Origin of the sequence: Sphingopyxis sp., from assembly GCF_035998905.1 — a bacterium.
In the GTDB taxonomy this organism is placed as follows: domain Bacteria; phylum Pseudomonadota; class Alphaproteobacteria; order Sphingomonadales; family Sphingomonadaceae; genus Sphingopyxis.
On the sequence record NZ_DASYHG010000016.1, the window covers coordinates 249,224 to 262,723 of the forward strand.

Annotated in this window: 8 protein-coding genes; 3 read left to right on the forward strand and 5 right to left on the reverse strand. The window is 67.3% G+C overall.

Features of this window, described 5'->3' with window-relative positions; genetic code table 11:
* Window positions 1-8: 8 nt before the first annotated feature.
* The 4 genes from VGN62_RS08550 to dgcN form a co-directional block, all read right to left on the reverse strand.
* Window positions 9-2,834, reverse strand: coding sequence for a TonB-dependent receptor domain-containing protein (locus tag VGN62_RS08550; protein ID WP_327452712.1), 2,826 nt, complete (start codon window positions 2,832-2,834; stop codon window positions 9-11).
* Between the two features lie 82 nt (window positions 2,835-2,916).
* Entirely contained in the window at window positions 2,917-4,548 is a 1,632-nt protein-coding gene (locus VGN62_RS08555) for an N-acyl-D-amino-acid deacylase family protein (RefSeq protein ID WP_327452714.1), read from the reverse strand.
* A gap of 36 nt (window positions 4,549-4,584) precedes the next feature.
* Window positions 4,585-5,574, reverse strand: coding sequence for an N-acetyl-D-Glu racemase DgcA (dgcA, locus tag VGN62_RS08560; protein WP_327452716.1), 990 nt, complete (start codon window positions 5,572-5,574; stop codon window positions 4,585-4,587).
* Window positions 5,532-6,569: an N-acetyltransferase DgcN gene (gene dgcN / locus VGN62_RS08565; protein ID WP_327452718.1), complete on the reverse strand. Its 1,038-nt coding sequence runs from the start codon at window positions 6,567-6,569 to the stop codon at window positions 5,532-5,534. The genes dgcA and dgcN overlap by 43 nt, the downstream gene beginning before the upstream one ends.
* A gap of 285 nt (window positions 6,570-6,854) precedes the next feature.
* On the opposite strand from dgcN, the gene VGN62_RS08570 reads away from it, so the two are divergent.
* Genes VGN62_RS08570 through dacB form a run of 3 tightly spaced genes read left to right on the forward strand, consistent with a single transcriptional unit; the run spans window position 6,855 to window position 10,883 of the window.
* Window positions 6,855-8,381 carry a permease gene (locus VGN62_RS08570; RefSeq protein WP_327452720.1) on the forward strand — a complete coding sequence of 509 codons (1,527 nt, stop codon included), beginning with the start codon at window positions 6,855-6,857 and terminating at the stop codon, window positions 8,379-8,381.
* On the forward strand, window positions 8,378-9,400 hold the full coding sequence (locus VGN62_RS08575; RefSeq protein ID WP_327452722.1) for a serine hydrolase domain-containing protein: 1,023 nt from the start codon (window positions 8,378-8,380) through the stop codon (window positions 9,398-9,400). The genes VGN62_RS08570 and VGN62_RS08575 overlap by 4 nt, the downstream gene beginning before the upstream one ends.
* 1 nt (window position 9,401) lies before the next feature.
* A complete protein-coding gene (dacB, locus tag VGN62_RS08580; protein WP_327452724.1) occupies window positions 9,402-10,883 on the forward strand; it encodes a D-alanyl-D-alanine carboxypeptidase/D-alanyl-D-alanine endopeptidase in 1,482 nt (493 codons plus the stop codon).
* 1 nt (window position 10,884) lies between these two features.
* Here the strand turns inward: dacB and VGN62_RS08585 are convergent, their stop codons facing one another.
* Window positions 10,885-13,275: a penicillin acylase family protein gene (locus VGN62_RS08585; protein ID WP_327452725.1), complete on the reverse strand. Its 2,391-nt coding sequence runs from the start codon at window positions 13,273-13,275 to the stop codon at window positions 10,885-10,887.
* Window positions 13,276-13,500 lie beyond the last annotated feature (225 nt).

The following is a 13,500-nucleotide window of genomic DNA, read 5'->3' on the forward strand; positions in this document are numbered from 1 at the left end:
TTCTCCCGTCACATCTTGAAGCGGACGCCGACGCGGTACGTCCGGCCGAGCAGGTCGTAGAGCGCCTGATTGGTCGCGGGCGTCGCATAGGCGCTGCCTGCCGGTCCCGGCGCAACGACGGGCGGATCCTTGTCGAACAGATTGTTCGCGCTCAGGAAGAATTGCAGCTCGCGCTCGCCGACCTCGACATCGAAGGACAGGGCGGCGTCGAGGTAGAAGGCGCCCTTAATGCGGTTATTGTCGATCGTCCGGTTGGTGACGGTCGACGCGGGGCAACCCGACGTGCATTCGACGAAGCTGTTGTCATAGACGCCGCTGCTGATGCCGCGGCCGGTCAGGTTGAAGGTGAAACCCTCGTTCGCATAGGTGCCCTGCACGCGGTAAAGCCATTTGGGCGCGCCGCCCGCGGCATTCTGCCCCACCGTATCGGTCGGCGCATCGATGCCATTGTCGAAATAATTCTTGATGTAACGCGTCGCCATTGCGCGCAGCGTCAGGTCGCCCGCCCCCACCGGAACGCGGTACGAGCTTTCGAAGTCGATGCCCTTCGCGCGCTGCGACGCGAAGTTGAACGGGCTTTCGAACACCTGCAGATTGTTGCCGAACGCGTTGGGTCCGCGGACCACCGCGCTGCAGAAGGCCTGCACGCCCTCGGCGCAGCGGTCGACGATCGTCTGCGCCGCGACCGATCCGATCGCGCCCTCGATCTTGATGTCATAATAGTCGGCCGAAAAGGCGAAGCCCGGAATGAAGCGCGGCTGCAGGACCACGCCGACGCCCCATTGGTCGGCGCGTTCGGGCTTGAGCAACGCGTTGCCGCGTGTCGTCCCCGCGAACTGTACCGAGGCGTTATTCTGCGTCGGATCGATCAGGACGTTGATGCGCGTCGACCCCGCCGTGTAGAGTTCGCCGAGGTTGGGCGCACGAATGTCGCGCGAGCGAGTGGCGCGGAAGCGGATGTCGGGGATCGGCTCATAGGTCAGCCCCGCCTTCCACGTCGTGACATAGCCCGAGGTCGAATAGTCGGTGCCGCGCACCGCGCCGTTGAAATCGAGTCCGTCGATGACGGGAACGAGCAGTTCGAGATAGGCTTCGCTGACATTATATTTGCCGAAGCTCGGCAGGAAATTGCCGACGAACCAGCCCGACTGGAATTCGGTCGGCACCTCGCCCGACACCTTCTCGCGCCGATGCTCGCCGCCGATCGCGACCGACACCGGCCCCGCGGGCAGGTCGAAGGCGTCGAACGACAGGTTGGCGGCAAGGACGTCCTGCTGGAATTTCTGCTCGCGGAACGGATTGCCGAGGACATAGTCGAGCCCCGCCTGGCTCGCGACCCCGATGCCGAGCCGGTTGTACGGGACGCAGCCGTTGGTCGGGCTGGTCAGCGACGAGCGGCAGACGATCGTGCCCGCGGGGACGCCGAGCGCATTGCCCGCGGGCGCGAACACCGCGTCCTGCGCCAGCGCGAGGCGGGCGTTGTTCGTGATATCGCGCGCCATTTCGCGCGTCTTGCTGATGCCCTTTTGATAATAGACGTCCCACCGCGCGGTCGACCCGAACAGGTCGAATTCGCCGTTCGCGCCGACGACATAGCGCTGCAATTCGCGCTTCGTGTCATTCTTGCGGATCGGCAGGTCGGCGTTCGTCGTCCCGAGCGTGAACTGGGCGACCCCGGCATTGGCGAGCTGCGTACGCAGCGGTTCGGGGATGAAGGCGTTGTCGGAGCGGATCGTCACATTCGCCTGATTGAGCTGGACACCCAGCCAGCCGAGGTTCTTCGACTTGGCGTAGGAGGCCTGGACAAACAGGTTCAGCCCCTCGGTTACCTCGAAGCTCAATCGGCCAAAGGCGCTCTTGCGATTTTCTTCGGGGTCGAGCGACTGGAAGCCGTTTACCTGCGTCGATTCCCAGTCGCCGCCGATCATCCACGGATCGCGCACCGTGCCATAGTTGAACTGGCTGACCGCGCCGCCCTGCCCGAAGACGGTGCCGCGAAACGCGGTGTTGGTGATGATCCCGCCCGGCGTTGCCTGGCTGAGCCCCGCACCCGACACGATAAGCCGTTCGGGCTGGCCGTTGCCCACGGCGTAGGCGGGATTGTTGATCATGTACCAGCCGCGGTTGTTCCAGTCGCGCGGGACGCCGTGCAAGCCTTCCTTGATCGCTATTTCGCCGCTCAGCAGCAAATGGCCGCGGCCGCCCGCAAAGCCGGTGCCCGCGGTCAGCGACGCGCGATAGCTCGGCGCGTCGCCATATTTGGTGATGCCATATTCGGCGGTGCCCTTGATCCCCGTATATTCCTTGTCGAGGATGAAGTTGACGACCCCCGACACCGCGTCCGATCCATAGGCCGCCGACGCGCCGCCCGTGACGATCTCGACGCTCTTGATCAGCCCTTGCGGAAAGGTGTTGACGTCAACGAGCCCGCCGAGCGTCGATCCGACCGACCGCTGCCCGTCGAGCAGCACGAGCGTGCGCGCCGTGCCGAGCGCGCGCAGGTTGAGCGCGTTGACGCCCGCGGTACCCGCGCTGATGTTGAGGTTCGTGCTCGCCGGCGTGTGGCTTCCGACGAGCGAGGGGATGTCGTTAACATAGTCGGCGATGTTCGCCGGCGCCGAAGTTTCGATATCCTCCGAATTGAGGACGGTGAGCGGGGTCGGCGCGCGATAGCCGTCGCGCTGGATGCGCGTGCCCGTCACGGTGATCTCGGTTGGCGCCTCGGTGACGCTCGCATCGTTGTCGGACAGGTCGTCCTGTGCAAATGCAGGCGCGCTCCAGAGCATCGCCACCGCCAGTGCCGTGGTGGATGCGATCGACGTGGATCTCGACATATCTTCCCCTTTTCCTGTTTTCATGGGCGTGAAGAACGCCCGTTGGACCCGCCTGTCGCGACGGTTTGTCCTCCTGCTCTGATTATTTGCAGCCTGTGCCGGCCGCTTTGCGCGGAAGCGGCCGGCCGCCCGCAAGCCCTGTGGGTGCACCATCTTCGATCGCCAGCGCCCCGTTGACGGTGACGAAGCGCATCCCGGTCGAGAATAAGGTCGGCCGGGCATAGTCGGCGCGCGGCGCGAAGGTCGCCGGGTCGAATGCGATCACGTCGGCAAAGGCACCGGCCTTGAGCTCGCCGCGCCCTTCGAGCCCGAACATCCGCGCCGGGGTGGCGGTGCTCTGCCGGATGAAAGTACGAAGGTCGATGACCGCCTTGTCCTTGACATAGGTCGCATATTTGCGCGCGAAGGAGGCATAATAGCGCGGGTGACCCTGCGAGGCGTCCGAACTGGTCACCACCCACGGCCGCTTCATGAAGGCGGCGATATCCGCCTCGTCCTGGTTGAAGGACGCGACGCCCGCCTCGCGCTGTTTCAGGATGAGGATCGCCGCGTCGACGGGATCGATCGCGCGATCCTTGGCGACCTGCTCAAGCGTCTTGCCCTCGAAACCCGCGGGGCCGGATGTGATCAGCAGCGACGCCGGACCACCGCGACGGCGGAGGTTCTCTGCCATTTCGGGACGCATCCGCGCCATCGCCGCGCTGTCGTCAAAGCGCTTCAGCATCGCCGCACGGCCGCCATCCTGCGCCCAGCGCGGCAGCAGCGCCGCCGACAGCCCGGTCCCCGACGCCGACCAGGGATATTGGTCGGCATGGACGATCTGCCCCGCCTTCTGCGCCGCCTCGATCTGCGCGATGATCGCCGGGGCCTGCCCGTGGACGTCGACGCCGAGCGCCTTGATGTGCGCGATATGGACCGGGATGCGGGCATCGCGCCCGACCGCCAGCGCCTCTTCGACCGCGCCCTTCAGCCCGATCGTATAACTGGATTCATCGCGAATATGGCTGTCATAGACCCCGCCGCGTGCGGCGGCCGCCTTTGCCAGCGTGACGACCTCGTCGCGCTTCGCAAAGCTCTGCGGCGCGTAGAAAAGCCCAGTCGAAAGCCCGAGCGCGCCCTGGCACATCGCGGTGTCGACCAGCGCGGTCATCTGCCCGAGTTCGGCCGGGGTCGGCGCGCGGTCGTCGGCGCCGATCACCTTCGCGCGCACCGCGCCGAGGCCGACATAGGTCGCGAAATTGATCCCGAAGTCGCGCGACGATTGCTCGAGCCCCGCGACGGCGCCCGGCACGCCCGCGCTGGTGATGCCGAAGGTGCGTGCCACATCGGGGTCGCCCGAACCGTCGACGCCGATAAAGGCGGTGGTCACCCCCTGCGTCAGGAACGGCAGGACCAGCCGCGCCGCGGGGTCGCCCGATGCGAGCGCATCGTTCACATGCGCGTGCGGGTCGATGAAGCCGGGTGCGACGATCAGCCCCGTCGCATCGATCGTCTTCGCGGCGGTGCCGGGCGCTTTCGGCCCGACATAGACGATCCGGTCGCCGAGAATGGCGACATCGCCGCGAAACGGAGCCGCATCGCCGGTGTAGATCGTGCCGCCACGGAGGACGAGATCGGCCCCGTCCTGCGGCGCGGCGGCGCCATACGGCACCGCGAGGGCTGTCGCGGACAAAAGCGCGGTCACTGCCGTCGTGGACTTGATATACCGGATCATTGCGACACCCCGTTTTTTGGTTGTTTTACAAAGACGCTAAATCGTTCCCCAAAAGCCCGCTTCCGGCGGCGTCAAGACGCCGTCCACACCCTTGACCCCGCCCGCGCGGTCGGCGGCCAGCCACAGCGGGCCATCGAGATCGACGAAGCTCGACCGCGCCGCGACGACCAGCGCCGGGGCGATCGACAGCGAGGTGGAAATCATGCTGCCCGTCATCACGCCAAGCCCCGCGGCGGCGGCGGCATCGGCGAGCGCGAGCGCGCCGGTCAGCCCGCCCGTCTTGTCGAGCTTGATGTTGATGACCTGATATTTGCTCGCAAGCGCGCCGACGTCGTCAGCGACATGCGCCGATTCATCGGCCGCGATCGGGACGAGCGACCGGAATCCCTCGAGCGCATCGTCCTCGCCCGCAGGCAGCGGCTGCTCGAGCAGGTCGATGCGCAGTTCGGCGAGCAGCGACTGCAACCCTTCGACCTCGGCAATCGTCCAGCTTTCATTGGGGTCGACGATGATCCGCGGGTTCGGCGCCGCGTCGCGCACGACGCGGATCTGCGCCGCGGGATCGGAGCGATCGACCTTGATCTTGATCAGCGGGACATCGGCGAGCGCACGCGCCGCGGCGGCCATCGCATCGAGCGTGTCGAGGCTGACCGTCATCGCGGTGGGGGTGGGCGCGATATCGGGCCGGCCGAGGCGATCGGTGACGCTGCGTCCCGTCAACCGGGTTTCGAGGTCCCACAGCGCGCAATCGACAGCGTTGCGCGCGGCGCCGGCAGGCATGAAGGTGAGGAGTTCGTCGCGCGTCGCCCCGTCGGCAATCGCGCCGCGCGCGTTCGCGATTTCATCGAGCGCGCCCGCGATCGTTTCGCCATAGCGCAGATAAGGCACCGCCTCGCCGCGCCCGGTCGCGCCATCGGCCGCGATCTCGACGGTGACGACATCGGCCACCGTCTTCACCCCCCGCGAAATGCGGAAGGGCTGCGCTAGAGGGAAAGCGTCGCTTCGCGCGACGATGGTTCGAAGCATGCATTGATCCTGTCGATGATGGGGTCCACGCCATGGGCAAAGGGGTCGGTGCACGGCAGTCCGAGCAGATCGGCGGTTTCGGCGCAGAGGCGCACCGCTTCTTCGGGCGAAAGCTTCGAGGTGTTGAGCGCGACGCCGACGGCCTGCACCTGCGGGCTGGTCAGCCGGGCGACCTGCAGGTTCGCTTCCAGCGTCTCCTTGAGACCCGGCATCGGATAATGCGGCAGGCCGCGCATGTGCGGACGCACCGGATCGTGACACAGCAGCAGCGCGTCGGGCTGCGCACCGTGCAGCAGGCCGGTCGACACGCCCGCGAACGACGGGTGGAACAACGAGCCCTGCCCTTCGATCAGGTCCCAGCCGTCATCGTCGCGGGCGGGCGAAATCTGTTCGATCGCGCCCGAGATGAAGTCGGCGATCACCGCGTCGAGCGGCACGCCGCTACCCGCGATCAAAATGCCCGTCTGGCCGGTCGCACGGAAATCGGCCTTCATACCGCGCGCGCGCATCCCCTTTTCGAGGCACAAGGTCGCGTACATCTTGCCGACCGAACAATCGGTGCCGACCGCCAGCAACCGCTTGCCGGCGCGCGGCTTGCCATTGCCGATGGGAATGTCGGGGCGCGGGTCGCGCACGTCGTGGAGCTGGCGGCCATGGCGCGCCGCGGCTTCGACCAGCGCCGGTTCGTCGCGCAGCCGGTTGTGCAGCCCCGATGCGACGTCGAGTCCGGCTTCGACCGCGGCCAGCGCATCGCGCACCAGCGCGTCGCCCATTTTACCACCGGGATTGGCAATGCCGAGGACGAGCGTCTTCGCACCCGCGGCGACCGCTTCGGCAAAGCCCATGCGCGGCAGTCCGAGCGTCAGCTCGCAATCGTCGTGGCGGAATTCGCCGACGCATTCGTCGGGGCGGAACACCGCCAGACCGCGCGAAGTCTTGATACCGACTTCGTCGTTCACATGGCCGAGGTAGAGAAGATAGGGGCTCGCGATCATGAAGTGCCTCTCTGGTGGGGGACAAGGGCATCATGCGAGAAGTTCGGGATCGATGCGCCTTCAAAGACGATGCGAAGCTATAGCCGAAAGTTATACGAAGAAGCCGACGATCGTCGCCGCGCTTGACGCGCCGCCCCGCCTTGCAGAAGGTCGCGCGCTTGACGTCGGCATAGACAAGATCGGGGCAAACGGGTCGATGAGAGGGTTTCTTCGCCGCACATTCGCGGCGCTGTTGCAGCAAGGCATGGTTCACGACGATCGTCCGGTCGCGTGCGGAGCGAGCGCGTGACCGCGTCGGCAATCGACGCGAACGCCGTGACCAGCGCCCTTCCAGTCGATTGGGAGCATCAGCCGCCCGCCAAGCCATCGGCGCGGCGCCTGCTCGGACTCTACCTGCTGCTCGGCTTTGCCGCCGGCCTGCCCTTTTACATGTTCAACGCGGTGCTCGCACTCCGCCTGTCGAAACATGGCGTCGACATCGTCATCATCGGTTTCTTCGCGTGGATCGCGCTGCTGCCGACGTTCAAATTCGCTTGGGCGCCGCTGATCGAGCGCTATGACGTGCCGGGCTTTGCGCGCTTCTGGGGGCGACGGCGCGGCTGGATCATGCTGTCGCAGCTCGGCATCTTTACCGCAATGGTCGCGATGGCCTTCACGTCCAGCGACAAAAGCCTGCCACTGACCGCGTTGTTCGCGATCCTGCTGGCCTTCTGGACGACGACATTGGAGGTCGCCGCCGACGGCTGGCGCATCGAACTCGCCCCCACGCAGGCCGAACAGGCGCCGATCGTCGCGGCCAACCTGTGGGGCTATCGCAGCGCGATGGTCGCGGCGGGCAGCGGCGCGGTCCTGGTTGCCGCCTGGGCCGACTGGACGGTCGCCTATCTGGTCGTCGCCGTGGCGGCCTTCGCACCCTTCCCGATCCTCGCCGCGATGCGGCCCGCGCGCGAAGGCGCGAACGGCCGCGTCACGGCGCTCCTCACGGGTCTGGGCGCCAGCCTCGTCATCCTGCTCGCGGCGACGCTCGTCACGGCAGGCATCGGTTGGCTCCTCCTGTCGGCGGCACAGGGGGCGGGCATTTCGGCGAAGACCAATGTCACCCCCATCGTTCTCGCCGTCGCCCTGCTCCCCTTCGTCCTGCTCGGCCTCGCCCTCCCCCGTATCAACCGCCTGAGCGCCGACGCGATCGCCCGCAAATCGGGTTTCGCCGCGCCTTATGTCGAGCTGTTCTGGCGTTACGGCTATGCCGTGCTCGCGGTGCTTGCCTTCGTGTCGCTCTACCGCATGGGCGACGTGCTGACCTTGACGCTCTCGCAAGTGCTGATGAACGATCGCGGGTACAGCCTGCACCAGATCGGCGTCGCGCAGGGGGTGGTCGCGCTGTCGGCGAGCATGGCGGGCGTCGCGCTCGGCGGTTTTCTGTCGACACGGCTGTCGCTCGGCTGGGCGCTCGGCATCGGCGCGGTGACCGCCGCCGTCGGCAACTGGATCTATGTCTGGCTGGCGTACAGCGCGCCCTCGGATTTCGTCCTCTACACCTCGGTCGCGATCGACCAGTTCGGCAATGGCTTCGCGGGCACCGTGTTCGTCATCTATCTCTCGATGCTCGTCAGCCCGACGCATCCTGCGGCGCAATATGCCCTGCTGTCGGGTTTCGCCTTCCTGCTCCCGCGCCTGCTCGCGGGCGCGTCGGGGTCGATGCAGACGCAGATCGGCTATGACGGATTTTTCCTGCTATCGGGCGCGCTCAGCTTCGCGGCGATCTTCCTGCTACCCGTGATCGCGCGGGTGAAGGGGCGCATCGCGGCATGACGATCGAGACGATTTGCGAACAGGGCTTCGCGCCCGCGCTCGCTGCGGTCGAAAGCGGCCGCATCCGCGGCGCGGCGCTCGGCGTCGTGGGCGCCGACGGCCAAAGCGCCGTGCGCCTCGCCGGAATGGCCGCACTCGTCCCCGAACGCGAGACGCTGACCCGCGACCATTGGTTCGACCTCGCCTCGCTCAGCAAGGTGATCGCGACGACGGTGATGATCCTGAGGCTCGCCGAACAGGGACGCCTCGATCTCGACCGGCCGCTGACCGACGCGATCCCCGACCTCCGCCAATATGACGTCGCGAACGCCGCCGAACGCCGGCTGACCTTTCGCGACTGCCTGATGCACCGCAGCTTCCTACCCGCGGTCGAGCCCCTCTATACCTATGGCGGCGATCCCGCGCGGCTGCGCGCGTTCGTCCTCCAGCGCGAATGGCGGCACGGACCGCCGGTCTATTCGGACATCAACTTCATCCTGCTCGGCATCGCGATCGAGCGCCTGACCGGCGCACCGCTCTCGGACTGGCCGCTCGGCGACGGGCTCGGCTTCGGCCCGCCCCCCGGCCCGGCCGTCGCGACCGAGCATTGCAGCTGGCGCGGCCGCGTCCTGAAGGGCGAAGTGCACGACGAAAATGCCTTCGCACTCGGCGGGGCGCCGGGCCACGCCGGGTTGTTCGGCACCGTCGACGGCGTGCTCGGCTTCGCGCGCGCGCTGATGGCCGGCGAAATCCTGTCGCCGGCGATGCTCGCCGAAATCCGCACCGCGGGCGAGCGCCATCGCACCTGCGGCTGGGAGCGGGCCTTTGCCGGATGGCACGGCGGCGACGCCTGCTCGGCCGATAGCATCGGACATACCGGCTTTACCGGCACGGGCCTGTGGATCGATTTCGAGCGCGGCCTTGCATGGACCCTGCTCACCAACCGGGTCCACCCGACCCGCCACGCCGACAGCGGCATCGCGACGCTCCGCCCTGCCGTGGGCGAGCACGTCATTTCAGCTTGGGACGAACGGACATAATATGACGACATCGATTGGACGCTTCGCCCTCGCATCGGCGCTCGCACTGTCGCTTTCCCTGGCTTCGGCCCATGCCCGGACAGCCCCGGCGCCCGTCCCGCTCCAGACCCTGGTCGAACAGAAGCTGGCCGAAGCCCCCCCGGGTTCGCGCTTCGGCATGCTCGTCACGACGCTCGACGGCGAGATACTGGTGTCGATCGCCCCCGACCAGCGCTTCATCCCCGCATCGAACACCAAGATGTTCACGACCGCGATCGCCTATGCCGAACTGCCTTTGCTCCAGCAGACGGCGAAAGGCGCCGGCGTCCGCCTCGAAGCCGCAGGAAACGGCGCGACCGATGTCGTGCTGCACGGACGCGGCGACGCGGTGCTTTCGAGCGCCGACGACTGCAAGAGCGATTGCCTGCAGACGCTCGCCGACGCGGTCGCCGCAAAAACGCGCCATGTCCGCAACATCGTCGGCGACGACAGCTGGTTCCCCGACGAGCGCTGGAGCCCCGGGATGAGCTGGAACAATATCCAGTCGCGCTACGGCACCGGCGTGTCGGCGCTGACGCTCGACGACAATGAGCTGGTCTTGAAGCTGGCGCCGGGAGCGGTCGGCGCCGCGCCGGCTATTCAGGCGCCGGGCTATTATGCCATCGAAAACCGGATCGTCACCGTCGCGGGCAAGGAAGAGGCGATCGAGGCCGACCGCATGCCGAACAGCCGCATCCTTCGCCTGACCGGCACGGTCGGCGCCGATGTCGCGCCGATGACGCTTCGCTACGGCATCGACGACCCGGCGCATTATGCCGCATGGCGGATGCGCGAGCTGCTCCGCGCGCGCGGCGTCACCGTCGATGGCGAGCCGATGGTCCGCCACCGCCCGCTGACCGCCGCCGACGACCCCGAAAACCGCAAGGGCGCAGCCCCCACCCTGCCCGCCGAGCCCGCGATGCTCGCCGAGCTGCCCGCCCCGTCGCTCGCCGACAATATGGTGCGCATCAACAAGGAGAGCCAGAATCTCCACACCGAGCTGATGCTGCGCCGCGTCGCGCGGCACGCGGGCAGCGGCTCGATCGCCGACGGGCAGGCGGTGATGCACAGGGTGATGACCGAGGCGGGACTCCCCCGGACCAGCTATGACTTTTCGGACGGGTCGGGCATGTCGAGCTACAACCGTATCAGCCCGCGCGCCGCGGTCGGCCTGCTCGGTTGGATCACGCGCCAGTCGTGGAACATGGCATGGCGCGCGACGCTGCCCATCGCGGGGCACGACGGCACGCTGCAGAACCGGTTCAAGGGCACGATCCTCGAGGGCAAGCTGTTCGCCAAGACGGGATCGCTCAACGCATCGCGCGCGCTGTCGGGCTATCTGACGACGCGGAGCGGCAAGACGCTGATCTTCTCGGCGCTCGCCAACGACATGCCCGACGATGACGCCGCGCAGGCCACCGCCGCGGTCGACCGCGCGCTCGTCGCGATCGCCGAAGCGCTCTAGGTCAGTCGGCGGCGGGCGTCAGGGTGAGCCGCGACGCGGCATACCGCTCGACCGCCGCCTTGCTGAACCACAGGGGCTGCATCGCTCCCGCAAGCCACTTGGGATAGAAATCCCGATAGTGCGGTGAGCGCGGATCGGCCGACTGGCCGGGCAGCAGCAGGAAGCGGCTGTTGTCCCACGCGCCGACATCGGCAACGAAGAGATAGCTCGCGCCGTGCGATACGTCGAAGCTGCGTTTGGGGTTGAAACCGCGCGCCATCGGCGTCGTTCCGTCGCCGCCCGACCGGCCGCCCGCGATATTCGGGAAGGCGGCGGCGATTGCGCGGTGCGACGCAGACAGCGGATGCGCGATCGTCACGCGGTGGAGGTCGCCCCATTTCCATCCTGCGGGATCGGCACCGCCGAGTTCGACCGCTTTCTTCCATCCCGCGGCCAGCGCTCCGTCGACCAGCCCATCGCGCGCCGCTGCGGGATCGTCGCCCAGCCTTTTGTCGAGCGAGGCGAGGATGCGCAGCATCTCGGAGAGGTTCACCGAAGGGATCAGGTCGCGCGCCGCGGCGGGCACGATCCGGTCGTAAAAGGCCGTCGATAGCGCCGGCATCACCATTTCATAGAGCAGCGCCGCGGCGCTGTCGGCCTCGATCCCGCAATCCCACCGCCGGAGCAAAGCGGCCGCCGGCGCGGCGTCGGCCGAGGGGCTGGCGGGCAGCAGCTTCAGCAGCGCGCGCGCCGGAAGCGACTGGACGTCGTGCTGGAGCGCGACGCTGTCCTCGATCCGGTGCTTCGGCTGATTGCGCAGCACCTCGGCGATGCGGTCGTAGCGGAAGGGGTCGCTCCAGCTGAAGCTGATGATCCGCTCGCGATACGGATATCCCGCCGGCAGGTTCATCTGGTTCGCCGACGCGAACCAGCCTTCGCGCGGGTTATAGACATGCGGCATATCCTCGACCGGCAAGATACCCGTCCAGTCGAAATCGCCGTCGCCCGGCGCCGGGAACAGCCCGTCGTGCTTCGGCCGGCGCGGCGTGAAACCGATCGTCTGCCAGCCGGTGTTGCCGTCGATGTCGGCATAATGGAGGTTGGTCGGCGACACGTGCAGCTTGCACGACTGCCGCAGCGAGGCCCAGTCTTTCGACAGGTTGATCGCGATGATCGCGAAGCGCTGGTTGGCGCCGGGCAACATGCTGACCGTGGCAAAGGCGACCGCGCGGTTTCGGGCGGCGTCCTGCGACACGATCGGGCGGCCCGCGGCATAGCGCAGCGTAACGCGCTCGCTCGGCGCGCCCTTGACGAGGATTTCGTCCTCGAAGGTCTCGAACGCCTTCCACTCGCCCTTGTGCCAATAGCGACCGGCATCGCCCTCCTTGGTGCGCAGGATAAACAGGTCGGTCTGGTCGATGTGGAAATTGGTGCGCCCGAAGGCGAAGCGATCGGTGTGCCCCTGCATGATGCCGGGCAGCCCCGGCGCGCCCGCCCCGATGACATCGAGCCCCGGCGCCGAGAGGTGGCACATATGACGCGGGCTCGCGCGCCCGATGCCGAGATGGGGGTCGTTGGCGAGGATCGGCCGCCCGGTCGCGCTGCGCGACGGCGAAATGGTCCAGGCATTGCTGCCCAGCGCGAAGCGGTCGGCGCGGCGCCCTTCGGCGTCGAATTGCGCCTCCTGAATGGGGTCGAAAGCGGTCGGACGATTTGCCGGATCGAGGACGCCAAGGTCGGCCTCGCTCACCGCCGCACAGTCGAGCCCTTCGGGAATGGTGAAGGACCATGCGGGGCGCAGCGGCGACATCAACTCGTCGGCTTCGAGAAGCCCGCGCGCCTGGAGCTGCGCCCGGCGCACCTCGTCGTCGGCGTCGCCCATGCCGATCCCGCGGTTGCGCACGAAGTCGGCGATATCCCAGCGCAGCGGGCTGATCCCGAGGATGCCATATTCGAGCGGCAGCGCTGCGGGATCGGCCGCCAGTTCGTCGATCCGCGCGTTCACCCCGGCGACATAACCACGCGCGCATTCGAGCACGTCGGGCGGAAGCGCCGCCAGTTCGGCCTCGACGTCGCCGCGATACAGGAACAGCCGCGCCGCCTTGTCGGCGGCGACGAAACGCGGTCCGAAGGCTTCGGCCATCCGCCCCATGTCGCGGCGATGTTCCATGTCGATCTGGAACAGCCGGTCGCGCGCGACCAGATAGCCCTGCCCGAAGAACGCATCGTGCAGCGACGCCGCGCGGACGTGCGGCACGCCCAGCTCGTCTTCGATCACCTCGACCGGCGCGCGCGCGCCCGACAACCGGGCGGTGCGCGTCGCACCCTTGACCCTCGGTTTCGCCAAAAGGCTTCCGGGCATCGCAACGAGCGCGGCGGAAGCCAGCAGGAACGCACGGCGCTGGATCAACATGTCTCTCCGACAAGGAATGGGGATGGACGAAAGTCCAGCCTATCGCACGGCAGGGCGGCCATGCCATAACAAGCACGCAGCGCCCTATAACTGCAAGCTATCTGCGCGCGGCTCAACGCGTTTCGGCGACATCATTCCCTTGAGCTATATATCCATATATTCAGGTTATTAGCCTAGCTGTTGACCTGCTGCCGCCACCCTGTAACCTCGCTGTCATGGAACCGG

Coding starts and splice junctions, on each gene's coding strand:
- dgcA (WP_327452716.1), bottom strand. CDS start 5,574: ATGCTTCGAACCATCGTCGCGCGAAGCGACGCTTTCCCTCTAGCGCAG.
- VGN62_RS08575 (WP_327452722.1), top strand. CDS start 8,378: ATGACGATCGAGACGATTTGCGAACAGGGCTTCGCGCCCGCGCTCGCT.
- dacB (WP_327452724.1), top strand. CDS start 9,402: ATGACGACATCGATTGGACGCTTCGCCCTCGCATCGGCGCTCGCACTG.
- VGN62_RS08585 (WP_327452725.1), bottom strand. CDS start 13,275: ATGTTGATCCAGCGCCGTGCGTTCCTGCTGGCTTCCGCCGCGCTCGTT.
- VGN62_RS08550 (WP_327452712.1), bottom strand. CDS start 2,834: ATGTCGAGATCCACGTCGATCGCATCCACCACGGCACTGGCGGTGGCG.
- dgcN (WP_327452718.1), bottom strand. CDS start 6,569: ATGATCGCGAGCCCCTATCTTCTCTACCTCGGCCATGTGAACGACGAA.
- VGN62_RS08555 (WP_327452714.1), bottom strand. CDS start 4,548: ATGATCCGGTATATCAAGTCCACGACGGCAGTGACCGCGCTTTTGTCC.